The organism is Rhizobium giardinii bv. giardinii H152, from assembly GCF_000379605.1.
Classification (GTDB): Bacteria; Pseudomonadota; Alphaproteobacteria; order Rhizobiales; family Rhizobiaceae; genus Pararhizobium; species Pararhizobium giardinii.
Window position 1 is genome coordinate 526,831 of record NZ_KB902578.1, and the last position, 25,093, is coordinate 551,923.

24 protein-coding genes are annotated in these 25,093 nt (G+C 60.6%); 15 read left to right on the forward strand and 9 right to left on the reverse strand.

The window, feature by feature from the left end:
• Window positions 1-188 precede the first annotated feature (188 nt).
• The 3 genes from A3AY_RS0102645 to A3AY_RS0102655 all read right to left on the reverse strand — a co-directional run bounded on the left by A3AY_RS0102645 (window position 189) and on the right by A3AY_RS0102655 (window position 3,231).
• The gene (locus A3AY_RS0102645; RefSeq protein WP_018324127.1) at window positions 189-590 is read right to left on the reverse strand and encodes a hypothetical protein; all 402 of its coding nucleotides are present in this window, start codon (window positions 588-590) and stop codon (window positions 189-191) included.
• A 174-nt stretch (window positions 591-764) separates the two neighbouring features.
• The gene (locus A3AY_RS0102650) at window positions 765-1,982 is read right to left on the reverse strand and encodes an adenylate/guanylate cyclase domain-containing protein (RefSeq protein ID WP_018324128.1); all 1,218 of its coding nucleotides are present in this window, start codon (window positions 1,980-1,982) and stop codon (window positions 765-767) included.
• 208 nt (window positions 1,983-2,190) lie between these two features.
• The gene (locus A3AY_RS0102655; protein WP_018324129.1) at window positions 2,191-3,231 is read right to left on the reverse strand and encodes a glutamine synthetase beta-grasp domain-containing protein; all 1,041 of its coding nucleotides are present in this window, start codon (window positions 3,229-3,231) and stop codon (window positions 2,191-2,193) included.
• 489 nt (window positions 3,232-3,720) lie between these two features.
• Here A3AY_RS0102655 and A3AY_RS0102660 point away from each other — a divergent pair, with 489 nt between their 5' ends.
• Entirely contained in the window at window positions 3,721-3,912 is a 192-nt protein-coding gene (locus A3AY_RS0102660) for a DUF2735 domain-containing protein (protein ID WP_018324130.1), read from the forward strand.
• Between the two features lie 503 nt (window positions 3,913-4,415).
• Here A3AY_RS0102660 and A3AY_RS0102670 read toward each other — a convergent pair.
• From A3AY_RS0102670 to A3AY_RS0102700, 6 genes are all read right to left on the reverse strand, one after another.
• Entirely contained in the window at window positions 4,416-4,805 is a 390-nt protein-coding gene (locus tag A3AY_RS0102670) for a DUF930 domain-containing protein (protein ID WP_018324132.1), read from the reverse strand.
• 126 nt (window positions 4,806-4,931) lie between these two features.
• Complete coding sequence (locus A3AY_RS0102675; protein WP_018324133.1) at window positions 4,932-5,393, reverse strand: YbaK/EbsC family protein; 462 nt, start codon at window positions 5,391-5,393, stop codon at window positions 4,932-4,934.
• Between the two features lie 114 nt (window positions 5,394-5,507).
• Window positions 5,508-5,696: a hypothetical protein gene (locus A3AY_RS0102685; RefSeq protein WP_018324135.1), complete on the reverse strand. Its 189-nt coding sequence runs from the start codon at window positions 5,694-5,696 to the stop codon at window positions 5,508-5,510.
• Between the two features lie 62 nt (window positions 5,697-5,758).
• Window positions 5,759-6,013, reverse strand: a complete 255-nt coding sequence (locus tag A3AY_RS0102690) for a GlsB/YeaQ/YmgE family stress response membrane protein (RefSeq protein ID WP_018324136.1) — start codon at window positions 6,011-6,013, stop codon at window positions 5,759-5,761.
• A gap of 210 nt (window positions 6,014-6,223) precedes the next feature.
• A complete protein-coding gene (rhaI, locus tag A3AY_RS0102695; protein ID WP_018324137.1) occupies window positions 6,224-7,516 on the reverse strand; it encodes an L-rhamnose catabolism isomerase in 1,293 nt (430 codons plus the stop codon).
• A gap of 13 nt (window positions 7,517-7,529) precedes the next feature.
• A complete protein-coding gene (locus tag A3AY_RS0102700; protein ID WP_018324138.1) occupies window positions 7,530-9,629 on the reverse strand; it encodes a bifunctional rhamnulose-1-phosphate aldolase/short-chain dehydrogenase in 2,100 nt (699 codons plus the stop codon).
• A gap of 200 nt (window positions 9,630-9,829) precedes the next feature.
• Here A3AY_RS0102700 and A3AY_RS0102705 point away from each other — a divergent pair, with 200 nt between their 5' ends.
• The 14 genes from A3AY_RS0102705 to cheB all read left to right on the forward strand — a co-directional run bounded on the left by A3AY_RS0102705 (window position 9,830) and on the right by cheB (window position 25,093).
• On the forward strand, window positions 9,830-10,642 hold the full coding sequence (locus A3AY_RS0102705; protein WP_018324139.1) for a DeoR/GlpR family DNA-binding transcription regulator: 813 nt from the start codon (window positions 9,830-9,832) through the stop codon (window positions 10,640-10,642).
• Between the two features lie 121 nt (window positions 10,643-10,763).
• The gene (rhaS, locus tag A3AY_RS0102710; protein WP_018324140.1) at window positions 10,764-11,753 is read left to right on the forward strand and encodes a rhamnose ABC transporter substrate-binding protein; all 990 of its coding nucleotides are present in this window, start codon (window positions 10,764-10,766) and stop codon (window positions 11,751-11,753) included.
• 220 nt (window positions 11,754-11,973) lie between these two features.
• Window positions 11,974-13,470 carry a sugar ABC transporter ATP-binding protein gene (locus A3AY_RS0102715; RefSeq protein WP_026203042.1) on the forward strand — a complete coding sequence of 499 codons (1,497 nt, stop codon included), beginning with the start codon at window positions 11,974-11,976 and terminating at the stop codon, window positions 13,468-13,470.
• On the forward strand, window positions 13,470-14,447 hold the full coding sequence (locus tag A3AY_RS0102720; RefSeq protein ID WP_018324142.1) for an ABC transporter permease: 978 nt from the start codon (window positions 13,470-13,472) through the stop codon (window positions 14,445-14,447). Before A3AY_RS0102715 ends, A3AY_RS0102720 begins: the two co-directional genes overlap by 1 nt.
• Window positions 14,447-15,451 carry an ABC transporter permease gene (locus tag A3AY_RS0102725; protein WP_018324143.1) on the forward strand — a complete coding sequence of 335 codons (1,005 nt, stop codon included), beginning with the start codon at window positions 14,447-14,449 and terminating at the stop codon, window positions 15,449-15,451. Before A3AY_RS0102720 ends, A3AY_RS0102725 begins: the two co-directional genes overlap by 1 nt.
• A gap of 9 nt (window positions 15,452-15,460) precedes the next feature.
• The gene (gene rhaM / locus A3AY_RS0102730) at window positions 15,461-15,775 is read left to right on the forward strand and encodes an L-rhamnose mutarotase (protein ID WP_018324144.1); all 315 of its coding nucleotides are present in this window, start codon (window positions 15,461-15,463) and stop codon (window positions 15,773-15,775) included.
• A gap of 4 nt (window positions 15,776-15,779) precedes the next feature.
• The gene (locus A3AY_RS0102735) at window positions 15,780-17,156 is read left to right on the forward strand and encodes an FGGY-family carbohydrate kinase (RefSeq protein ID WP_018324145.1); all 1,377 of its coding nucleotides are present in this window, start codon (window positions 15,780-15,782) and stop codon (window positions 17,154-17,156) included.
• A gap of 786 nt (window positions 17,157-17,942) precedes the next feature.
• Entirely contained in the window at window positions 17,943-19,562 is a 1,620-nt protein-coding gene (locus tag A3AY_RS34390; RefSeq protein WP_040667993.1) for a globin-coupled sensor protein, read from the forward strand.
• A gap of 127 nt (window positions 19,563-19,689) precedes the next feature.
• Window positions 19,690-19,983, forward strand: coding sequence for an STAS domain-containing protein (locus tag A3AY_RS0102750; protein WP_018324148.1), 294 nt, complete (start codon window positions 19,690-19,692; stop codon window positions 19,981-19,983).
• A 3-nt stretch (window positions 19,984-19,986) separates the two neighbouring features.
• A complete protein-coding gene (gene cheY1, locus A3AY_RS0102755; RefSeq protein ID WP_018324149.1) occupies window positions 19,987-20,352 on the forward strand; it encodes a chemotaxis response regulator CheY1 in 366 nt (121 codons plus the stop codon).
• 16 nt (window positions 20,353-20,368) lie between these two features.
• Window positions 20,369-22,666 carry a chemotaxis protein CheA gene (locus A3AY_RS0102760; protein WP_018324150.1) on the forward strand — a complete coding sequence of 766 codons (2,298 nt, stop codon included), beginning with the start codon at window positions 20,369-20,371 and terminating at the stop codon, window positions 22,664-22,666.
• Between the two features lie 5 nt (window positions 22,667-22,671).
• A complete protein-coding gene (locus A3AY_RS0102765; RefSeq protein ID WP_018324151.1) occupies window positions 22,672-23,139 on the forward strand; it encodes a chemotaxis protein CheW in 468 nt (155 codons plus the stop codon).
• Entirely contained in the window at window positions 23,136-24,041 is a 906-nt protein-coding gene (gene cheR / locus A3AY_RS0102770) for a protein-glutamate O-methyltransferase CheR (protein ID WP_018324152.1), read from the forward strand. The genes A3AY_RS0102765 and cheR overlap by 4 nt, the downstream gene beginning before the upstream one ends.
• Window positions 24,038-25,093, forward strand: a complete 1,056-nt coding sequence (gene cheB / locus A3AY_RS0102775) for a protein-glutamate O-methylesterase CheB (RefSeq protein WP_018324153.1) — start codon at window positions 24,038-24,040, stop codon at window positions 25,091-25,093. Before cheR ends, cheB begins: the two co-directional genes overlap by 4 nt.

The window sequence follows — 25,093 nt, forward strand, 5'->3', positions numbered from 1 at the left end:
CAATCCGCCGCGTGGGTGCCCATGACCGCCTTTCGACTGGCACGCTGACAGATTGAAACGGGCGGAGAACTTCGTTGAGCTATCGGCGTGTTATCCGACGCCTCATGCGTGTTGGGCGCAAACCAAATGCCACGCGCTTTCCAGCATAGCCGCTTGAGATCAGTGAGGCAGCAGGCATCTTATGCCGGCTAGCCGCCGACGGTCGTCGGACGCGCAACGGTCGTCTCGCTGCTGAAAATGATCACTGCGAACAGCAAAACACCGGCAAAGATGATGAGCGACGCAACTGCGACAACGGGCTCCAGCGAGGGGTTTCCGGTGAGCATGACGTAGAGCGCCGGCACCAGCAAAGCCACGCCGGCCGTGTAGACGGCATATTGGATCATCGCGAGCCGGCGTTCTGCCTTGGCGGGATTGAGGGCATGATATCCGCCGAAGATCGCCATGGTGACCCATCCGAGCAGGTTCGCATGAGCATGGGCACCGATCGCACTATGATCGCCTGCGATGGCCATGTGTAGGCCCATCGAAATCCCGATGATCAGGAAGGCGATGGCTGTTCTGAAATAAAGCTGAGCGACGCGTGGCATTCTCGATTCCCCCCATTGCTACCACGCCAATATTAGCATCGAATTGGATTTGCCGCGAAGAGCCAAACAGGCGCGCCGCGCAACTCCTCGCGCTGCGGCTGCGTCTGCGCGGTTCCGGCTTGCCTTGCGTTGATCTGCCAAACGGATGTCGAGTTTGAGGAGGCTGGCGTGCGCTCAAAATGCAAACACGTCGATCGGCTCGCCAAGTCCCCGCAACGCATGCAAGCCCAGATTCTCAAGCTCCGTTTGGCATCCCGCCGCCTCGACGAAGGCGCGTGAGAGAAGGACGGGGCGCTTGAGCTCCTTGGTCAGGCTTTCCAGGCGCGAGGCGATGTTGACGGCCGGGCCAATGACGGTGAAGTCGAGGCGGCTGCGCGAACCGATATTGCCGTACATGACATCGCCCACATGGACGCCGATACCATAGCCGAGGGCTGCATGACCCTTCTTCACGTTCTCCTCGTTCAGCGCCATCATCGCGGCCTGGCCTTCACGAATGGCCTTGAGCAGGTCATGGCATGCGCTGGCACTGCTGAGGGGGAAGATCGCGAGCAGGCCGTCGCCCATGAATTTCAGGATTTCGCCGCCATGCCGTTCGATCGGCTCCGACATGGCATCGAAATAGCCGTTCAGGAGTTCTATGACATCGTCGCGCGGCCACATGTCGGAGATGGCGGTAAAGTCGCGCAGATCGCAGATGAGGATTGCCGCGCTCACAGTGACGCCGCTGCCGCGGGTGGTTGCGCCAGCAAGGATCTGTTCGCTGGCATGCGGGCCGACATAGGTTTCCAGAAGCGTGCGCGCCAGGCGGTTTTTCAGGCGGATTTCGCTGACAAGCGCAAAAGCGGGCAGCAGATCGGCCAGAAATGTAATCTCGGCATCGCTGAAGCCACCGGGCCTGTCGCTGGCGAAGGTGATGATATGCTGTTTGCCCAGCGTGTGCTTCAGGTGCCAGGCAACATAGTCGGTATGCCCCTCGGCGCGGAGTTCGTCGTAAAGCGGGTAGGGTAGAGCGTCGCCGAATTCTGGCTCGAGGTGCTGGCGTACGACGGTCGCACCGCTGTTGAGCTCGTTGATCGGGCTGTTCCGATATTGGGCGGTGTCTTCGACGCCATAGCCAACGGTGCGGATATCGGCTTCCTTCATGCCTTTCAGCCACAGGATCCGGGCGCCGAGCCATTGCGGGTGAAGTATGCGGAAATGCAGCGTGCCGCGCGAGACCGGCACTCCGGCCTCGATGAGCTTGTCGCACATCTCTACGAAGATATTGTCAATGAATCGCTCGTCGCGCGTCTCGGTCATCAGCCAATCGATGATGCCGCTGCTGTCGCCCGGCAGCAGGTCTGCGCTGCAAGGACGCGGTCCGGAAGTCGCACTGGATGGAATTTGCATAACGACACCCCGTCATGATCGTTGGCGCTCAGGACTGCAAACTTAGTCACGCCGAGATCGGAATACCAGTGTGGGATGTGGCCTAAGTGTCTGGAGGCTGCGGGTGCCGATCGACAAACGGCTCAGGGAGGATCGGCCGGTCGAGGCGATGCCCGTCGATAAACAGAATCGTGGCGCCGATTGGTGAATCGGCGCCACGAGAAATCGCTTAGGCAGCAGCCGAAACGTTACCTTCGAGCGGAACTTCCGAGATCGTCTTCAGGATCTGGGAAGCGATCTGGTAGGGGCAGCCCTGCGAATTCGGGCGGCGGTCTTCCAGGTAACCCTTGTAGCCGTTGTTGACGAAGGAGTGCGGCACGCGGATCGAGGCACCGCGGTCAGCAACGCCGTAGCTGAACTTGTTCCACGGAGCCGTCTCGTGCTTGCCGGTCAGACGCAGGTGGTTGTCCGGGCCGTAGACGTCGATATGTGCCTGCAGGTTCTTTTCGAATTGCGCCATAAGGGCTTCGAAATACTCCTTGCCGCCGACTTCGCGCATATGCTTGGTCGAGAAGTTGGCATGCATGCCCGAACCGTTCCAGTCGGTGTCGCCGAGCGGCTTGCAATGGAACTCGATGTCGATGCCGTACTTTTCGCAGAGGCGAAGAAGCAGGTAGCGTGCCATCCAGATCTGGTCGGCAGCCTTCTTGGAGCCCTTGCCGAAGATCTGGAATTCCCACTGGCCCTTGGCCACTTCGGCGTTGATGCCTTCGTGGTTGATGCCGGCTGCCAGGCAGAGGTCGAGATGCTCTTCGACGATCTCGCGCGCGACACTACCGACGTTGGAGTAGCCGACGCCGGTGTAGTACGGGCCCTGAGGAGCCGGGTAGCCGCTTTCCGGGAAGCCGAGCGGACGGCCGTTTTCGTAGAAGAAGTATTCCTGCTCGAAGCCGAACCAGGCATCTTCGTCGTCGAGGATCGTTGCGCGGCTGTTGGACGGGTGCGGCGTGACGCCATCCGGCATCATCACTTCGCACATCACGAGCGCGCCGTTGGTGCGGGCCGGATCCGGGTAGATCGCTACCGGCTTCAATACGCAATCCGAGCTGCGGCCTTCGGCCTGCTGGGTCGACGAACCGTCGAAGCCCCACAGCGGAAGCTGTTCAAGCGTCGGGAACGTTTCGAATTCCTTGATCTGCGTCTTACCGCGAAGATTCGGTACCGGTGTATAACCATCGAGCCAGATGTACTCGAGCTTGTATTTCGTCATTTCGAACCTCTCATGGGTTGATGATGCACAGCACCAGGGAAGCCTGTACCGCGCTGCGCCGCCAACGGCTGGCGACATACATGCACGGCGCGTGCCAGTTTGCGGGAGATGCCCGATCTGGTGGCTGAAACGGGAAACACCGGTGCCGATTGGGTTCAGGGAGGCCGGGATCGCCCGGAAATGTGAAATCACTGGCAAAATTAGGCTTTTTCCACCGATGGAAGGCGATTTTTCCTGATTTTGTAGCCTCGGTTCAATGAAAACCGCAGGCTCTGCGCAAAATTTACGCAAAACCTGCGGCAATTTGACTGGCGTGCAAACGCTTAAAATTTGTCGCGAAAATCTCGCAAGAACGTCTGTGCCTAAAAAATGGCCTATTTTTTAGGCTTTGTGTATTTTTTTTAATCAATCCGCGCAAATCCCGCGCAACTCTGCTATGGTCACGAAATTCGACCCCGGACAGGCTCCGAAACAAAAGAAAGTCGATTCATGGCAATGATTTCTGCAGGCGAGACCGCCACGATCTTCGAATTCCCCGCTGGTGGCCGTAAATTGGGGGGACGCCGCTTCGAGCAGGCGGGCACCATTACCGATTTTCGCGCCAAGCAGCTTCCGGTAGTCGATTACAGCAACTGGTACCACGAAGAAGCGCTCCGCGAGGAGCAGGCGCCGAAGTCCTGATCAGGACGGAAGCCCCGGCTCCTGCCATTCTCGACTATGCCGCTCCAGCAGAGCGCCGCGTTTGCGCGTTGATGATAATCCGCGTGATACGATTGGTTGATTGAGAACGCCCCCTCGACACACCTGAAAGCCTGATCCTTCGACTCTCGGAGAGCTTTCCGCCGGTCAATCGCGAGCATATGGTTAACAAATGCCAACCGCTCGACCGAATGTGACGCTATTTTAACAGTTTAGGCGCAAATTAAGGCAGATCGCCTTTCGACCGGATCAAAACCGCTGCTGGTCCGTTGTCCGAGAGGAGGTCAGCGTCTCGGCAGGCATGCCGGGGCGGGCGAAGATCGCCGCAGGGCGGAACCATACGGTCTCACGTTGATCCTGCGGAGGGAAAGGATGCACGGCATGGCTGATCACATCATGAAGACGCTTTTGAACATCATGGCTGCGCTGTCGCTCGCCGCCTTCATGGTTCTGTTCATCGTCCTGTAAGCCGGCGACCGCTCGGCTCAGGGATAGAGATAGTGCGCCTCCCATTCATCATGGGGAACAAGGTCGCCGATCGTATAGTTGAACGACAGCACCTCAATATGGTCAGGCCCGGTGCTGCAATTGTATTTCAGTTTGTACCATTCCCCCTTGCTGCGAAACACGGCACCCGGCGCCTGCAGTTTGTTGTTCTCGAGGATCGGTTCTGCGAACGTGTAAGCGATCACCTTGTCCGGCTTGAACGATGTCTTGTCGGCGTTGATTTCCCACATCGCTTCGGTGTCGCATCGCTGTTCCAGACGGGTCTGCGGATCGAGTTCCTTGAACTGCCTGACCAGTGACCGGTCCATGGCTGCTGCCGGCGTCGCCATGGCAGCGGTAAGCAAGCCCAAGCAAACAAGCCTGTTCATCGCGCGGATACTCCTTCGACAAGACAGAAAAGGGAACCCGCAAAACACGCGTCGGGGAAGCGCAGGCGGAAACTGACGTTAACTTGAAGGAAACATTTGTGTTCATTCAAAGGCAGGAGCGACGCGTTAGAGATCCGAAACGTCGATCCACTCCGCCGAGGAGAGGGCTGCCATACGGTGGGGATTGATTTTGACGGCCGCGTGGGGCGCACCGGCAGCCGGCACGACTTCATCGAACGCCTTCAGCGAGATGTCGCAATAGACCTTGTGCGGTTTCACCAGGCCAAAGGGGCAGACGCCACCGACGGGATGACCGGTTTCTTCCTCGACCTCGTCAAAGCCGAGCATGCGGGCCTTTGTAGCGAAGAGGGCCTTGTACTTCTTGTTGTCGAGGCGGGCATCGCCGCGCGTCACGATCAGGATAACCTCGTCGGCGACCCGAAGCGCCAGTGTCTTGGCGATCTGCGCGGGCTCGACGCCATGCCCCTCGGCAGCCAGAGCGACCGTGGCCGTGCTCTGCGGGAGCTCGATGACGGCGATGTCGGGGGCTTTTTCGGCGAAGAATGACTTGACGGAGGAAAGGCTCATGGTGCTGCAACAGGTCTGCTGGGATCAAAGCCGCGCGGCCGATCCGGATATCTGGAGGAGTGACGGCAAATGCTCCGGGCGCTCAACCGTCACGTGAGCTGTCCGGCGATACTTTCAGTCGTCGTTCGATGCGTCAAGATTTTCCGGACGAATGCCTTCCTGATCGTGCGGCAGGTAGCCGTGGCTGGTGAACCAGTTGACCAGGATGGCGGCGATGGCCTGGTTGCGGGTATCCATTCCCGGATGATCGGAAATGAAGGATTGAAGTGCTTGTTCGATCCGGGGATCATAGAGGTCGGACATGGTAACTCCCGAGAAAAGCAGGAACAGCCCGTGGTTGCGCGGACTGTTCCCATGGGTCTGCGTCAGGCGCGTTTGACGATCCTGATCAGCGCGAGCAGGATGACTGCGCCGAGAGTGGCATGAATGATCGCCCAAAGGACGCCGCCACCGACGCCGAAGCCGAGCCGCGGAAACAATGCTCCGGCAATGAACGCGCCGACGACGCCAACAACGATGTTGCCAAGCAGGCCGAAGCCGAAACCTGAGACGATCAAACCTGCAAGCCAGCCGGCAATGGCGCCGACGATCAGAAAAACGACAATACTTTCGATACCCATGGATGGTTCCTTTTACGTTGTATCCGCAAATGCAAGATAGAGCGAAAAGACAACCGCGTCAGAGGGGAAATCGCATCTTCGAAGTTTTTTTGCTTTCAATGGCTTGCCACCACGCACAGCGGCCAAATTTCCGCTCTGCGGGCCGATCCGTTTGCCCCCAATGGGCAACGGCCCGGCTCTCGCCGGGCCGTTGCGCGAATCAGTCGCGACTCAGACGATGCCGCCGCCGCCGCTCTTCGAAGCCGGGCGCTCGCTCGAGACCTTGGCGCGGTAGCCGCTTGCCCGATAGGCCGCAACCGGTGCTATCGCGCCGCCGGCCTCGAACCGGGCCATGGCGAGGATGGGTTCGACATGGGTGCGGAAGGCCGACTTCAGGGTTTCCGTCGCCATCAGTGCATCATTGCTATCCTGGTAGCCCTCAAGCGCCTTGCGGTCGACGAGCAGCGCCTGGGCGTAGGCGCGGCTGACTTCCATCGCCGAGTTCATCAGGCTTTCGATCGGGTCGGTAACATTGTGGCTCTGGTCAAGCATGTGGGCCGGTGAAAAACCTTCGGCGATGCGCGTTTCCGCATCCACCAGTTCATTGAAGACGAGGAACAGGCGGTAGGGATCGATCGAACCCGTATCGAGATCGTCGTCCCCATACTTCGAATCGTTGAAGTGGAAGCCGCCGAGTTTCTTGAACTGGATGAGCCGGGCGACGATCATCTCGATGTTGACGTTCGGCGCATGGTGGCCGAGATCGACGAGGCAATAGGCCTTGGGACCGAGTTCCTGGGCGATCAGATAATTGGTGCCCCAGTCCTGCACGACGGTCGAGTAGAAGGCCGGCTCGAACATCTTGTGTTCGGTGAAGATGCGCCAGTCATCCGGCAGGCCCCTGTAGATCGCTTTCATCGACTCGAGGTAACGCTCGAAACTGCGGGTGAAATTGCTCTGGCCGGGGAAGTTCGAGCCGTCGCCGACCCAGACGGTCAGCGCCTTGGAGCCGAGCACCTTGCCGATCTCGATGCATTCGAGATTGTGATCGACCGCCTGCCGGCGGGTGGCGGCATCGGCATGCGACAGCGAGCCGAACTTATAGGAATGGGCCTGGTCCGGTGCGTCGGAGAAGGTGTTGGAGTTCATCGCGTCGAAACCGAGGCTCAGCGCGCTGCCCTTTTCCTTCAGTTCGCTGAGGTCGTCGACCTTGTCCCACGGAATGTGCAAGGAAACGGTCGGCGTCGCTCTCGTCAGTTGCTGGATGACCGAGCAATCCTCGATCTTGTCGAAGATGTTGCGTGGCTCGCCGGTGCCGGGAAAGCGGGCAAAGCGCGTGCCGCCGGTGCCGACGCCCCAGGAAGGGACGGCAACTCCGTAAGTGGATACTTTCTCTTTGATCGCGCCGATGTCGATGCCGCGGCGCGACAGTTGCGCGCCGAGATAATCGTAATCGGCTTTCAGATCGGCAAGGCGGGCCGCGTTGTCGGCATCGATGACGTTGTTTTTGATCATCAGTGTCATGTCGCCCTCCGGTCTAGCGTGTGAACGACTGGGCATTGCCCGCGTCGACATTGATGATGTTGCCGGTGGACTTGGCCGACATGTCGGAGGCGAGGAAATAGATCGCTTCCGCAATGTCTTCCGGATAGACGCTGAGCTTCAGCATGGAGCGATCGCGATAGTGGGCTTCCAGTTCGTCGACATCCATCTTGTAGGCCGCCGCGCGCTGTTCCTTCCACTCGCCCGTCCAGATCTTCGAGCCGCGCAGAACGGCATCCGGATTGACGACGTTGACGCGGATCTGCGCCGATGCGCCTTCGAGCGCCAGGCAGCGGGCAAGGTGGATTTCGGCCGCCTTGGCGGTGCAATAGGCCGACGCGCCCGGGGAGGCGGCAAGCCCGTTCTTGGAGGCGACGAAGACGACGTTGCCGCCGGCCTTCTGTTGGCGGAAGATGCGGAAGGCTTCACGCGAGACGAGGAAATATCCGGTCGCCAGGATATCGACGTTCTTGTTCCAGAGCGCCAGCGTCGTGTCCTCGATGGCGGCGGAGGAGGCAAGGCCGGCATTGGAGACGAGAATGTCGAGGCCGCCGAATTCGAGCAGTGCATCGGCAAAGCTCTTCTCGACCGCCGCTTCGTCAGTGACGTTCATGTTCACGGCGCGGACGAAATCCTTGCCGTAGCGCCCGCCCAGTTCGGCATGCGCCGCTGCCAAAGCCGTCTCATCGATATCGGCGAGAACGACGCAGGCGCCTTCTTGCATCAGGCGGTTCGCCGTTGCCTTGCCGATGCCGCCGGCGCCGCCGGTGACGAGCGCAATCTTGCCGGCCAGCATCTTCGGTTTCGGCATGCGCTGGAGTTTCGCTTCCTCGAGCAGCCAATATTCGATGTCGAAGGCCTCCTGTTCCGGCAGGCCGACATAGGTCGAAACGCCGGAGGCGCCGCGCATGACGTTGATGGCGTTGACATAGAACTCGCCGGAAATGCGGGCCGTCGCCTTGTCCTTGGCAAAGGTGATCATGCCGACGCCGGGCACGAGATAGACGACCGCATTGGGGTCGCGCATCGCCGGGCTGTCGGCGTGCTTGCAGCGCTCGTAATAGGCGGCGTAACCGGCACGATATTCGGCGATTGCCGCTTCAAGGCCGGCCAGCGTCTTGTCGATATCCGGATTGGCCGGGTCGAAATCGACGACCAGCGGGCAAATCTTGGTGCGCAGGAAATGGTCGGGGCAGGAGGTGCCGAGCGCCGCCAGCGGCTCGAGGTTCTTGGACGTGACGAAGTCGAGCACGGCCTGGCTGTCGTCAAAATGCCCGAGCTTGCGCTCGCCTGCACTGATCATGCCGCGAATGACCGGCATCAGTTTTTGCGCGACGGCGCGGCGCTCGGCGGCAGGCAGCACCGGCTTCACCGCACCGCCGAAGGCCGGAGCGGTGTTGGCCGTCTCGAACCAGGCAATCGCCTTGTTGATGATCTCGATCGTGGTCTCGTAGGCTTCCTTTGCTGTATCGCCCCAGGTGAAAAGACCGTGGCTTTCAAGGATCAGCCCGCGTGCATTCGGATTTTCAGCGCAGAATTTCGAAAGCCACAGGCCGAGCTCGAAGCCGGGGCGTTTCCACGGCAGCCAGCCGATATCGTCGCCGAAAATCTTCTGTGTCAGTTCGCGGCTGTTCTTCGATGCCGCGATCGCGATGATCGCGTCCGGATGCATGTGGTCGACATGTTTTTTCGGCACATAGGCATGCAGCGGCGTATCGATCGAAGCAGCACGTGGATTGAGGTTGAAGGTGCAATGCGGCAGGTAGCCGACCATCTCATCTTCGAATTCGACGCCGCGATAAAGACCCTTCAGCGCATTCAGCTTGTCCATGTAGAGTGTGGAAAAGCCATCCATCTTGATGGTGCCGACATCGCCGCCGGAACCCTTGACCCAGAGAACCTCGACCTCGCCGCCGCCGAGCGGGTCCTTCTCGACGACCTTGGCGGAGGTGTTGCCGCCGCCGTAATTGGTGATGCGCTTGTCGGAACCGAGAAGGTTGGAGCGATAGAGCAGCCGTTCCGGCTCGCTCATGGCGGCTGCCTTGCCGTCATCCCAGAGATTGGCAAGGCGCGCGCCTTGTTGCTTGTCGAGCATTGATCATTCCTCCCGGTCAATTCCGCGCCGGCCAGTGGGCAAGGGCGCATTCATTGTGATCAGATCACACAAAGATCGCTGCGATGTCAATCATAAACGATCAAAAACAATCATATTGCAGCGCACAATGAAAAAATATGATCGAAAGTGATTGACAATGCACGGTCGTGATGGAAGCATAGGCATCGTTGGAGGATGGAATGCACGAAAAAGAGCGACACAGGATCATTCTGTCGGCGGTTCAGGACAAGCCGGTCGTGACCGTGCCTGAATTGGTCGAACTGACCGATAGTTCCGAAGCGACGATCCGCCGGGATATTGCCGCTCTGCACGTGCAGAAACGTCTTCGCCGAGTGCGCGGGGGCGCAGAAGCGATCAATCCGCCGCAGTTCGTCGGGCTTGCCGGCCGCCCCTTCAGCGTCAATGAAGGCCTGCATGCGCGTCAGAAGCAGGCGATCGCCAAGGAGGCAGTGGCGCTCTGCCAGGACGGCGAGCCGATCATCATCAACGGCGGCACGACGACGTTCCAGATGGTGCATTTCCTGGCGAACCGCCGCATGCAGGTGTTCACCAATTCGTTTCCGATCGCCGAACACCTGCTCAAGCATTCGAAGAATACGGTGATGCTCTCGGGTGGCACGATCTACCGGGAGCAGAACATCATCCTCAGCCCGTTCGACAATGACGTGACGCGCAATTTCTATGCGCGCCGCATGTTCATGGGTGCGCAGGGGCTTGGGCCGCTCGGCCTGATGGAGGGGGATCCACTGCTCATTCAGGCGGAGCAGAAACTGATCGACCAGGCAGACGAGCTCGTCGTGCTGATCGACTCGTCGAAATTTCACAAGCGCTCCAGCCTCATTCTCTGCGGGCTGAAGCGCATCACCACGGTGATCACGGATTCGGGCATCGAGGACAGACATGTCCGTATGCTCGAAGATGCCGGCGTCCATTTGGTTGTTGCCAATACGAGGTCCGGCACTCTTGAGGAGAATGCTTCCTCGTCGGCATGACGCTGGCGGGAAGAGGGGAGTGGAAAATCGCCGGCTGCAAGGCAGTCCGGCAGAAACTGAAGGCATAAAGCCGGATGAACGCGGTCATTGTGACCGCACGGCTTCAGGGAGGAGAAAGTCAATGAAGATTTTGAAAGCACTGATGGTCACAACGGCGGTTTCGCTGGCGTTGATGGCCGGCACCGCGCATGCGGAAAACAAGAAGATCGCCCTCGTCGTCAAGGCGCTCGGCATCGGCTTCTTCGAGGCCGCCAACAAGGGCGCGCAGGAAGCAGCCAAGGAACTCGGCGACGTCGAGATCATCTACACCGGGCCGACCTCGACGACGGCTGAGGGCCAGATCGAAGTGATCAATTCGCTGGTGGCGCAGAAGGTCGATGCAATCGCCATTTCTGCCAATGACAAGGACGCGTTGGTTCCGGCGCTGAAGAAGGCGATGGATCGCGGTATCAAGGTCATCTCCTGGGACAGCGGCGTTGCACCTGAAGGCCGGGCAATGCACCTCAACCCGTCGTCCAATCCGCTGATCGGCAACATGATCATCAAGCTCGCGGCCGATCATCTGCCAGAGGGCGGCGATGTCGCCGTGCTGTCGGCTTCGGCCACCGCTACGAACCAGAACACCTGGATCGAGGAAATGAAGAAGGTGCAAGGCAACTATAAGGGTATCAACGTCGTAGCGACCGTCTACGGCGACGACCTTGCGGACAAGTCCTATCGCGAAACGCAGGGCCTCATCCAGTCCTATCCGAACCTGAAGGCAATCATCGCACCGACTTCGGTCGGCATCGTTGCCGCAGCCCAAGCCGTCGAAGATGCCGGCAAGGTCGGCCAGATCAACGTCACCGGTCTTGGCCTTCCCTCGGAAATGGCTGGTCACGTGAAGGCCGGTTCGTCCAAGTCCTTTGCGATCTGGAACCCGATCGACCTCGGCTATTCCGCAACGATGATCGCCTACGACCTGATCGGCGGCGCGGAAGCCAAGCCGGGCGCCGAACTGAAGATGGGCCGCATGGGTACCGTCAAGCTCGACGAAAACAACGAGGGCGCGATGGCCGACCCGTTCGTCTATGATGCGTCGAACGTCGAGGAATTCGCCAAGATCTTCTGAGGCGAGGCTTGCTCGGACTAACCCTCCCCCTTGTGGGGAGGGTCGGAGCGAAACGGAGGGGAGGGGTTCTTTTTCTTCTTGAAAAGGAAATCCCCTCCCCAACCCTCCCCACAAGGGGGAGGGGGTAGATCGTGTCCGCCGCTACCGCTTCCGCACACTTATTTCAAATTCAATCATACCGGTGGATTGCCTCTTGTTGCAGGAAACGACCACATCGCGGCTGAAGCCCGCCATCGCGCTTGAGGGCATTTCGAAGTCCTTTCCGGGTGTGCGTGCGCTCTCCGAGGTTTCGCTCTCACTCTATCCCGGTTCCGTCACCGCATTGATCGGCGAGAACGGCGCCGGAAAGTCGACGCTCGTGAAAATCCTGACCGGCATCTACCAGCCCGACGCTGGCGTGATCCGCGTCGATGGCGAGGAAACCCATTTCCCGACGGCCCAGTCCGCCGCTTACGCCGGCGTCACCGCCATCCATCAGGAAACCGTGCTGTTCGACGAGCTTTCCGTCGCGGAGAACATCTTCCTCGGTCACGCGCCGCGCAATCGTTTCGGCCTGATCGACTGGAAGAAGCTGAACGGCGATGCTCGCGAACTGCTGCGCCGGGTCGGAGCGGAAATCGATCCGACCATCCGTCTGCGGGATCTCGGCATCGCCAACAAGCATATGGTGGCAATCGCCCGTGCTCTCTCGATCGACGCCAGCGTCGTCATCATGGACGAGCCGACCGCCGCTCTGTCGCACAAGGAAATTCACGAACTCTACGAACTGATTGATCGGCTGAAGGCAGACGGCAAGGCGATCCTGTTCATCAGCCACAAGTTCGACGAGATCTTCCGCATTGCCGATCGCTACACCGTGTTCCGTGATGGCGGCATGGTCGGCGAGGGGCTGATCGCCGACGTGACGCAGGATCAACTGGTCAAGATGATGGTCGGCCGCGATGTCGGCCAGGTCTTCCCGAAGGTCGACGTGGCGATCGGTGAACCTGTCCTGACCGTCTCCGGCTACCGGCATCCGACCGAGTTCGAGGATATCAACTTCGAACTGCGCCGCGGCGAAATCCTCGGTTTCTACGGTCTGATTGGTGCCGGCCGTTCCGAGTTCATGCAGTCGCTGATCGGCATCACCCGGCCTTCCGCCGGTGCCGTGAAATTGGATGGCGAGGTGCTCGTCATTCGTTCGCCGGCCGAGGCGATCGAAGCCGGCATCGTCTATGTGCCGGAAGAGCGCGGTCGCCAGGGCGCGATCATCGGCCTGCCGATCTTCCAGAACGTTACGCTGCCCTCGCTGCACCGGACGTCGCGGTCCGGCTTTTTGAAGCTCGCCAATGAGTTCGCCCTGGCGCGCGAATATACCCAGCGGCTCGATCTGCGCGCCGCCTCGCTCGATCAGGACGTCGGCACCTTGTCGGGCGGCAACCAGCAGAAGGTGGTGATCGCCAAATGGCTGGCGACGCAACCGAAGGTGATCATCCTCGACGAGCCGACCAAGGGCATCGACATCGGCTCGAAGGCCGCCGTGCACGCGTTCATGAGCGAACTGGCGGGGCAGGGCTTGAGCGTCATCATGGTCTCCTCCGAAATTCCGGAAATCACGGGCATGGCCGACCGTGTCATCGTCATGCGCGAAGGCCGCATCGTCGGGCGTTTCGAACGCTCCGAGCTGTCGGCGGAAAAGCTTGTGCGGGCCGCCGCCGGCATATCGGAGGCGGCGTAATGGCCAAAATTCTGAAGAACCGCGAAATCCTTCTCGTCGTCGCCATTGCCGCGCTGCTGATGGCGATCACCCTGCGCTTCCCAGGCTTCGTCGCACCCGCCAATCTGGCCCGGGTCTATAATGACACCTCGATCCTGATCATCCTGGCGCTCGGCCAGATGGCCGTCATCCTGACGCGCTGCATCGATCTGTCCATGGCTGCAAACCTGGCGCTCTGCGGCATGGTCGCGGCGATGATCAATGCCGCCTTTCCCGGCGTGCCGATTCCGTTGGTCATTCTCGCGGTCGTTGTCCTCGGGGCGCTGCTCGGCTCGATCAACGGCCTGCTTGTCTGGAAGCTGGACATTCCGCCGATCGTCGTGACGCTCGGCACGCTGACCATCTATCGTGGCACCATCTTTCTTTTGAGCAATGGCGCCTGGATCAATGCCCATCAGATGAGCGACGCCTTCAAGGCACTGCCGCGCGCACCGCTCGCCGGCTTGCCGGTGCTCTCTTGGCTTTCGGTTCTGGCTATCGCCGCCGTCTATCTGCTGATGACGCGCACGCCGGTCGGCCGCGCCTTCTTTGCCGTCGGCGGCAACCCGCATGCGGCTGTTTATACCGGCATCGATGTCGGCCGCACGCGCTTCCTTGCTTACTGCCTGTCCGGCGCGCTGGCAGGCCTGTCCGGCTATCTGTGGGTTTCGCGCTATGCCGTCGCCTATGTCGATATCGCCGCCGGTTTCGAACTGGATATCATTGCGGCTTGCGTCATCGGCGGCATCTCGATCGCCGGTGGCATCGGTTCGGTGCCCGGTGCCGTGCTCGGCAGCCTGTTCCTCGGCGTGATCAAGAACGCATTGCCGGTCGTCAACATCTCGCCCTTCGCGCAGCTCGCAATTTCCGGAACGGTCATCATCATCGCCGTTGCCGTCAACGCCCGGGCAGAAAAGCGCAAGGGTCGTGTCATTCTGAAGAAAGCGGAGGCGGTCTGATGGCGGAGCGGACTCTTTCACCCCGGGTCATTCCCGACCGGCTGCAGAGCCGCGGCAATCGGCTGCTGAAAAGCTGGGAAAGCCTGCTTCTGGTCGTGGCGGTGCTGATCTTCACGATCAACTCCTTCGCTTCGCCGTATTTCCTTGACCCGTGGAACCTGTCCGACGCGACGTTCAATTTCACCGAGAAGGCGATGATCGCCTTTGCCATGGCGCTGGTGATCATCGCCGGCGAGATCGACCTGTCGGTCGCCTCGATCATTGCGCTGTCCTCGACGGCCATGGGGCTTGCGGTCAGTTTCGGATTCGACACGCCGGTCCTGATCGCCGTCGGCCTCGGCACCGGCCTCGTCTGCGGCATGATAAACGGCCTGCTGATCACCGGCCTCGGCCTGCCGTCGATCGTCGTCACCATTGGTACGATGAGCCTGTTCCGTGGCCTGTCCTTCATCATTCTCGGCGACAAGGCCTTTACCGGCTACCCCGCGAGCTTCGCCTATTTCGGCCAGGGCTATGTCTGGTGGGTGTTCTCCTTCGAATTCGTTCTCTTTGCGCTCTTCGCGGCGATCTACAGCGTGCTGCTGCACAAGACGAACTTCGGCCGAGCGGTCTATGCGATCGGCAACAACCAGACGGCGGCACTGTTCTCCGGCGTGCGGGTCGGCCGCGTCAAGTTCATCCTCTTCCTGCTGACGGGCCTGATGGCAGGCATCGCCTCGATCTGCTTGACTTCACGCCTCGGCTCCACCCGGCCGTCGATCGCGCTTGGCGTGGAACTCGAAGTCGTAACGATGGTGGTTCTCGGCGGCGTCAGCATTCTCGGCGGTTCCGGCACCATTCCGGGCGTCGTGCTCGCCGCCTTCATCATGGGCATGGTCACTTTCGGCTTCGGCCTCTTGAACGTGCCCGGCATCGTCATGTCGATCTTCATCGGCGTGCTGTTGATTTCGGTCATCGCCCTGCCGATCCTGTGGGCCCGCGCCCGCCGCCGCGTCGCGCATTGAGGACGAGCCATGGAAAAATACGCCTTTCGCATGCGGCTCAATCCAGGCATGGCCGAGGAATACAAGGCCCGCCACGACGCCATCTGGCCGGAACTGTCGGAACTTCTGACGTCGGCCGGTGTGTCGGATTACTCCATCCATCTCGATGAGGAGACCAACCTCCTGTTCGGCGTTCTCTGGCGGCGCGATGACCATACGATGGCCGACCTGCCCAAGCATCCCGTGATGAAGAAATGGTGGGCCTATATGGCCGACATCATGGAGACGAAGGCCGACAACGAGCCTGTCGCCGTTCCGCTCGTCACCGTCTTTCACATGAAGTAACGCCATGAAAACCATAGCCGTCATCGACATCGGCAAGACGAATGCCAAGGTCGCCCTGGTCGACCTCGATCGGTTCGAGGAAATCGCCGTGCGCAAGACGGCCAATGGCGTGACGGTCGGTGGCCTCTACCCGCATTTCGACGTGGAGCGGCTGTGGCGTTTCATTGTCGAAAGCCTCGCCACGCTCAATGCGGAAAAGCCGATCGATGCGATCTCCGTGACCACGCACGGTGCGACGGCCGTGCTGCTCGACAAGAACGGCGATCTGGCGCTGCCGCTGCTCGATTATGAATTTACCGGACCGGACGCACTGGCAGCGGATTATGACAAGCTTCGGCCATCCTTTGTCGAGACGGGCGCCGCGCGGCTGCCGATGGGACTGAATATCGGGGCACAGATCTACTGGCAGGAACAGACGTTCCCGGAACTGTTTGCCAATGTCGCAACGATCCTCACCTATGCGCAATACTGGTCCTATAGGCTAAGCGGCGTAGCCTCTACGGAATTGACCTCGCTCGGTTGCCATACCGACCTTTGGAACCCCTATGCCGGCGATTTTTCGACGATGGTCGACGCCCGCGGCTGGCGGCCGCTGTTTGCGCCGGTGCGTCGGGCGAGCGACCTTCTGGGTGGTTTGACCGCGCAGCCGGCAAAGGAGAGCGGGCTGCCGGCAGGCTTGCCGGTCTTCTGCGGGATCCACGATTCCAACGCCTCGCTGCTGCCCCATGTCCTGACGCGGCCAGCGCCGTTCGCTGTCGTCTCCACGGGAACCTGGGTTGTGATCATGGCGATGGGTGCGGACAAGGTGGTTCTGGACGAAGCGCGTGACACGCTGATCAACGTCAATGCGCTCGGCGATCCCGTGCCTTCGGCGCGGTTCATGGGAGGCCGTGCCTTTGCGACCTTGATCCCTGACCCGGCGATCACCGTTTCCGAGGACGTCGAGACGGCAATGGCGGCTCGCCAATGCATGCTGCTGCCGGCCGTGCCGGAAGACTCGGGCCCTTTTCCGCGGGCAAGGGCACGCTGGACGTGCAAAGAGGATGCACTGACGGGCGCGGAACGCTTCGTCGTCGTGTCTTTCTATCTGGCGATGATGAGTGCGACATGCCTCGATCTGATCGGCGCCCGGGGGGAGGTTGTCGTCGAGGGTCCGTTTGCGGCGAACCCGACATATCTGCACATGCTGAGTGCGGCGACGGGAAGACCGGTGCTGATCGGTAGCCAGAGCGCGACGGGAACGAGCCTTGGAGCTGCGTGCCTTGCCGATGGCAGTCGCGCGCAGGTTCATACGGCGGAGTTTGGCGGTAATGTGCCCGAGACCTACAGGGCTTATGCAAAAGAATGGCGGGCTGAATGCGGACGGTCTGAAGCAGCGTGAGTACAGACAGCTGGACGTGAAGCAACGTCAGGCAGAAAAACTACAGCGTGTCAGAAATTTTCGAAGAGGTTCTTAAAAGACCCGCGAATTCATGGACTTGCGGTCTTCCTCGATATTGAGGAGCATGGAGATCGCTGCCAGCGTCAGCGTGGCAATCAGCGTAGCACTCAGTCCCAGAACAATCATTGCTCGTTCCTTCTACGTCATCATCATGATGCCGCTTCACCGTGACCGGCTATGCTTGTGCATGGCTTGCGCCGGTCAGAATAGGCCGTAGTTACCGAGCCACGCCCGCAAGATCAACTCTCAAGTTTTACCATTCAAAACCTGTTGTTTCTTGATTGCGCGCAAACCCCCGAACGGCATGCGGTTGGGCTGGTTGCGGCGACACGAGGCTAATTTTAGTGAAAGCCGAAAGGGAATATCTACCGTTAACCTTCAAGCAAGGAATTAACCATAAACATGATCGTACACGTCGGAGTGGGAAACTCTACTTCCCGACAGGGCATGATGCCGTACCGACGAACCGGTTCCGATCCGGTATGCATTTACCGGATATCTCTTGGGAACGAAGCGGCCGAATGCCGTGGCCGGATGGCGTCGCCGCCGTCTCCACGCGCATCTTGCAGGCGCGCTTGGGCATCGCCCCTTCAGTCTATCCGTTGGCACGACAGGCATCGCGCGCCGTCAAGGCATGTGCGAGGCGCTGCAATAGTTCGAATTCTAGTAAATACCCTCTGAAGGCCGCGCCGGTTTCCAGAGGTGCGCACCGGACCGGGGAACAGCGTGAGGCAGGATACGTCGCCAGATCAGACCAGGAAGGCTCAGGCAGGCAGCTTGCTCGAGCGCCTGCGGTTTGCCGGGCTCGACGATGCCCAGACCGATGTTCTGCGCAGGAACCGGCAGTCGTTGGGCGCCCAGGTCGAACTGGCGTTGCGCGATCTCTTCCAGCGCCTGCAGACGTTCCCCGAGGCCGCCCGCCATTTTACCAGTGATCGCCAGATCGAACGGCTGCATGATCTGCAATCCTCGCACTGGAGCGTGCTGACCGACGCCCGCTTCGACAGCCTCTATGCCGAACGCGTCAAGGTCTTGTCCGATGCCGAGAGCAAGATGGGGCTCGATCCACGCTGGCAGATCGCCGGCCATGCGATCGTTCTTGAACGGCTGATCTGCTCGATGATCGAGGAACTGTGGCCGAAATCCGTGCTGCCGCTCGGCAAGTCGCGCAAGCAGGAACTGAACGACCTTGTCGCTGCCCTGGTGCGCACCGTCTTCGTCGACACCGAAATCGCCGTTTCCCTTCGCTTCAACGAGCAACGCCACAGCCATCAGCGCCAACTTGCCGAGCAGCGCAAGGCCGGCGAGGCCGAAGCGCTCGCCCTCTTTGGCGATGTGACCCAGTCGCTCGGCCGGGGCGATCTTTCTGTTCGCGCGCCGACCGACGTTTCCGCCGCCTACCAGCCGCTCGCACAGGAACTCAACGGCGCGCTCGACGTCCTGCAGCGGCAGGTCATCGGGCTGTCGGATCATGCGGCCACGATGGAAACCGCGTCGCAGGCGCTTGCCGGTCAAACCGGCCACTTCGCCGCAAAGGCGCAGGAACAATCCGAAGCACTCGGCGACACCGTGGCCTCGCTTGCCGCCATCGTCGATCGGGTCAAGCACAATGCCGCTCAGACGCGTACCGCGGAAAAAAGCGTTGCGGCGACCCGGCAGTCGGCTGAGCGCAGCGGCGAGATCGCCGGCCAAGCCATATCCGCGATGGCTGACATCGAGGCTTCCGCCGAAAAGATCGGCCAGATCATCGGCGTTATCGACGAGATCGCCTTCCAAACCAACCTTCTGGCCCTCAATGCCGGCATCGAGGCGGCGCGCGCCGGCGAGAGCGGCCGTGGCTTTGCGGTGGTGGCCCAGGAAGTTCGCGCTTTGGCACAGCGCTCCGGCGACGCGGCTCGCGAAATCAAGCAGCTGGTCTCGAATACGAAATCGCAGGTCGAAGCGGGCGTCGAGCGGGTCGGCCGCACACAGGACGCGATCAGCAGCATCGTCGAGCAGGTTCGCGGCATCAACGACGCCATCGCAGGTATTGCAGACGAAACTGCAGGACAGGTCACCGGCTTGCAGGCGGCAACATCCGAGCTCGGCCGCATCGGCGCTGAAATCGGCGTCAATGCTGGGCAGGTGGCGGGCGCGAAAAGCACGTGCGACGATCTTCACACGGTGATCCTCGAACTCGGCCAGACGATCCGCCAGTTCCACGTCCAGCGGCAGGCGCGGAACGCGGTGCCGCCACGGGCTGCCGCTCCTCTCACGATTGCGCCGCAGGAACAGGCCAGCGAGGCAGATGACGGTTTCGATGACGGTTACGGTCTCCAAGGTCGCCTTGCCGGATGGGGGCGCTGATGATGAGCCGCCAGAAACACAGCCAGCCGGTAGCGGCGATCTTCGAACTCCGGCGCGTGCAGGGCCGGTCGGAAAACCAGTTGAACCATCAATGTAAATTACTCCCAGTCAGGCAAGGAAAGTAGAGATGGCAACCAGGAAGGCCGCTCAGAAAAGTTTGAGCCTCGCGCCCGTTCTCGATTTGAACGAGGCGAACACGCTGCACGGCAAGCTGATGGCTTTGCGCGGCAGCAACCTCGTCATCGATGCCTCGGCAGTGGAGCGCGTCGGGGCACTCTGCGTTCAGGTTCTATTGGCCGGCGCGAAAAGCTGGGAAGAAGACAAGCATTCCTTCGCCTTCTCCAAGGTGTCGGACGCATTCACGAAAACGACGCAGCTCATCGGGGTGAACATTGATCACCTGATGGCAAAGGAGATTTGAGACATGAAAAAGAAAGTTCTCACGGTCGACGATTCCAGAACCATCCGGAACATGCTTTTGGTCACGCTGAACAATGCAGGTTTCGAGACCATCCAGGCGGAAGACGGCGTCGAGGGCCTTGAGGTTCTCGAGGATGCCAATCCCGATGTCATCGTCACCGACATCAACATGCCACGTCTCGACGGTTTCGGCTTCATCGAAGGCGTGCGCAAGAACGAAAAGTACCGGGCAATCCCGATCCTCGTCCTGACGACGGAAAGCGACGCGGAAAAGAAGAACCGTGCCCGCCAGGCAGGCGCGACCGGCTGGATCGTAAAGCCGTTCGATCCGACCAAACTGATCGATGCCATCGAGCGCGTAACAGCCTAACGCCAGGAATCCACCCATGGATATGAACGAAATCAAAGAGATTTTCTTCCAGGAGTGCGAGGAGCAACTCGCCGAACTGGAATCCGGTCTCCTGCGCCTCAACGACGGCGACCGTGATCCGGAAACGGTGAACGCGGTCTTCCGCGCGGTGCACTCCATCAAGGGGGGCGCCGGCGCTTTCGCGCTGGATGATCTGGTCTCCTTCGCGCATGTGTTCGAGACCACACTTGATTGCGTTCGTTCCAACAAGCTGGAACCGACACAGGACGTCCTGAAAGTCATGCTGAAATCGGCCGACGTTCTGGCTGATCTGACCAATGTCGCCCGCGACGGCGGCAGCGTCGACCAGGCGCGCTCGGCACAGCTGATCCGCGAGCTCGAGGCGCTTGCCAAGGGCGAGGCGCCGCCGGCCGCCGAGGCTCCCGCACCAAAGGCCGCCGCCCCCAAGGCGGCATCGGCACCAAAGCCTGCGCCTGTCGCAGCGGCTGCAGCACCCAATGACGAAGGCTTTGTCCCCGTTGCTTTCTCCTTTGACGATTTCGGCGGCGAAGAGGAAGCAATGATCGAACACCCGGCCTACGAGGTGGTCTTCAAGCCGAAATCCGAGCTCTACACCAAGGGCAACGAAGCGACGTTGCTCCTCCGCGATCTCTCCCGCCTCGGCGAGATGAGCATCCACTGCAACATGGACAGCCTGCCGCCGCTGGACCAGATGGACCCGGAAGCCGCTTACTTCTCCTGGAAGGTCTCCATCAGGACCGACAAGGGCGAAGATGCGATCCGCTCCGTTTTTGAATTCGCCGAATGGGATTGCGAACTTGACGTGATTGCCGCGGACGCCGGCGAAGGCGCCGACGGCGAGACCGAAGAACTGCCGATGCAGCCTGTTCCCTTCGATCTCTCGGCGCTCGATGAAGAGCCTCACGCGCCGCTGGGCGTTGTCGAGGAAGAAGAACAGATCGCCGCCGCTCAGGAGGCGGTCACGGCTGCCCAAACCGCATCCAATGTCGTCCAGATGGCTGCCAATACGTCGCGAGCCGCCGCTGCCGAAAAGGGGGCCGCCGCCGCCGCCGCGGCCCAGAACAATGCCCAGCAGGCATCCGCCGCCGGTCAGACGATCCGCGTCGATCTCGATCGTGTCGATCGCCTCATCAACCTCGTCGGCGAACTCGTCATCAACCAGGCGATGCTGTCGCAGAGCGTCATCGAGAATGACTCGAACGGCGTCTCGTCGATCAATATGGGCCTCGAAGAACTCCAGCAGTTGACGCGGGAAATCCAGGACTCGGTCATGGCGATCCGCGCGCAACCGGTGAAGCCGGTCTTCCAGCGCATGGCCCGCACGGTCCGGGAAATCGCCGATATCACCGGCAAGTCGGTTCGCCTCGTCACCGAAGGTGAAAATACCGAAGTCGACAAAACGGTCATCGACAAGCTGGCCGAGCCGCTCACCCATATGATCCGCAACGCCGTCGACCACGGTCTAGAAATGCCGGAAAAGCGCCTTGCAGCCGGCAAGAGCGCCGAAGGCACGGTGAAGCTCACCGCCAAGCATCGCTCGGGCCGCATCGTCATCGAACTGTCCGACGACGGTGCCGGCATCAACCGGGAGAAGGTGCGCCAGAAGGCGATCGACAACGACCTGATCGCGGCGGACGCCAACCTGTCCGACGAAGAAATCGACAACCTGATCTTCCACGCTGGCTTCTCGACCGCCGACAAGGTGTCTGACCTTTCAGGCCGCGGCGTCGGCATGGACGTGGTCAAGCGGTCGATCCAGGCGCTCGGCGGTCGCATCAATATCTCGTCGAAGCCGGGGCAGGGCTCCGTCTTCACCATGAGCCTGCCGCTGACGCTGGCCGTGCTCGATGGCATGGTCGTCACGGTTGCGGGCCAGACGCTGGTCGTTCCGTTGACGGCGATCGTCGAGACGCTGCAGCCCGACGCTGCGGCAATCCACTCCTTCGGTGCGACGCAGCGGCTGATCTCGATCCGCAACTCGTTTTGCCCGCTGGTTGACGTCGGCCGGATCCTCAATTTCCGTGCGACCCAGGCCAATCCGGTTGAAGGCGTCGCCCTTCTGGTGGAATCCGAAGGCGGCGGCCAGCGCGCTCTGATGGTCGATGCCATCCAGGGTCAGCGCCAGGTCGTCATCAAGAGCCTGGAAGCCAACTACACGCATGTACCGGGCATTGCTGCTGCCACCATTCTCGGTGACGGCCGCGTCGCTCTCATCCTGGACGTCGATGCCGTTGTCGCGGCATCGCGTGGCCAGCCCCTCAACCTCGAAACGTCGCTTGCTGCTGCCGGGTAAGGACCATGAGCTATCTCGCAAAAAATCTGACCAGCGGAGCACGCGAGTTGATCGCGTTCCGCATCGGCGATCAGGAATTCTGCGTCAACATCATGTCCGTGCGGGAAATCCGCGGCTGGACACCAGCGACACCGATGCCGCATGCGCCGTCCTATGTGCTCGGCGTCATCAACCTGCGCGGTGCGGTGCTGCCGATCATCGATCTTTCGGCGCGGCTTGGAATGAAGCCTGCCGAACCGACCGTGCGCCATGTCATCATCGTTACGCAGGTCAAGAGCAAGATCGTGGGTCTCCTGGTCGAGGCGGTCTCCGATATTCTGACGATCAGGGACGAGGACATCCAGCCGACACCGGACATGACGTCCGAGTTCGAGCGGACCTTCGCCCGCGGCGTGCTTGCGATCGAAAAGCGGATGATCTGCCTGATCGAATTGGAAGCCGTCTTCCCCCAGACAGAAAGTGAAGCAGCATGAGCATGCCGGCCTTTGACACCAGATTATCTCCGGACGAGTGCCTGGCGAGTGGCGAATATCCGCTGACCCGCCGCGACCTCGCCGAGATCGCTGCGATGATCTATGCCGACGCCGGCATCTACCTGAACGAATCCAAGGCTTCGCTCGTCTATTCGCGCCTGTCGAAGCACATCCGCAATCTCGGCCTCAAGGGGTTTCGCGAGTATTGCCAGCTCGTCTCCTCGCCGGCCGGTGCCGCCGAGCGGCGCGACATGCTCTCGCATCTGACCACCAACTTCACCCGCTTCTTCCGCGAAAACCATCATTTCGACCACCTGAAGACGGATGTTCTGCCAGACCTGCTGAACCGCGCCAAGAATGGCGGCCGGGTGCGCATCTGGTCTGCTGCCTGCTCCGACGGGCAGGAGCCCTATTCGATAGCCCTCACCGTTCTGTCGATGATGCCGAATGCGGCGGACTACGATTTCCGTATTCTGGCGACCGACATCGATCCGAAGATCCTGGCACTCGCCCGGGCCGGCGCCTATGATGCGACGGCGCTCGAGACCGTCAGTCCGGCGATGCGCAAACAGTGGTTCTCCGAAACCGCGGTCAACGGCCGCCAGAAGTGGCAGGTCGATGATCGCGTCAAGCGGCTCATCACCTTCAACGAACTGAACCTGATGGCCCAGTGGCCGTTCAAGGGGCCGTTCGACGTCATCTTCTGCCGCAACGTCGTCATCTATTTCGACGAGCCCACCCAGATGAAAATCTGGTCACGCTTTGCCGGCATGCTCGCGCCCCAGGGACATCTCTATATAGGGCATTCCGAGCGTGTTTCCGGCGACGCAAAGTCGGTCTTCGACAACATCGGCATTACCACCTACCGCTATACGGGCAAGGCACAGGGAGGACGCTCATGAGTGCAGCACGCGTTCTTGTCGTCGATGACTCCGCCACGATGCGGGGATTGATCACGCGTATCCTCAGCAGCGATCCCGAGGTCGAGGTTATCGGTCAGGCGGCCGACGCGATGCAGGCGCGCCAGGCGATCAAGGATCTCGACCCGGACGTCATCACGCTCGACATCGAGATGCCCAATATGAACGGGCTGGAATTCCTGGATAAAATCATGCGGCTGCGTCCAATGCCGGTGATCATGGTTTCCACGCTGACGCACAAGGGTGCGGAAGCGACGATTGCCGCATTGGAAATCGGTGCCTTCGATTGCGTCGGAAAGCCGCTGCCGGGCGATCCCCGTCCTTTCAGCGATCTTGCCGACAAGGTGAAAGCCGCGGCCCGGTCGCAGCGCAAGTATATCATCACCGGCAACAAGGTTGCCGTGCCCAGCGCCGCCAACGCCAATGCGAGCTCGGATTACAGGGCAGGCAGGAAGATCATCGCCATCGGTTCGTCTACCGGTGGCGTCGAGGCGCTGATTGCGGTTCTGCAGAAGTTTCCGGCCAATTGCCCGCCGACGGTGATCACGCAGCACATGCCGCACACGTTCACCAAGAGCTTTTCCGAGCGCTTGAACCGCCTCTGTGCTCCAACCGTGCAGGAAGCGACGGATGGCGCAAGGCTCGAGATCGGAAAGATCTATCTGGCACCGGGTGGCGAACGCCATCTGCAGGTCGTCAATCCATCTTCACCGTGCTGCCGTCTGCTGGACCGCGAACCGGTGAATGGCCATCGCCCATCCGTCGATGTGCTGTTCGATTCCGTTGCGGAGCTCGCAGGCCGCAATGCAGTCGGTGTGATCCTGACCGGAATGGGCCGCGATGGCGCATCTGGTCTCTTGAAAATGCGCCACGCAGGTGCCCGCACATTCGGTCAGAATGAAAAAACCTGTGTCGTGTATGGAATGCCGAGGGTTGCCTATGAACTGGGCGCCGTCGAAACCCAACTACCCCTCAGCTCAATCGGGGAAGAAGTATTGAAAAGCACCGCCGCCCGAAGAGAAGGAAGCGAATAA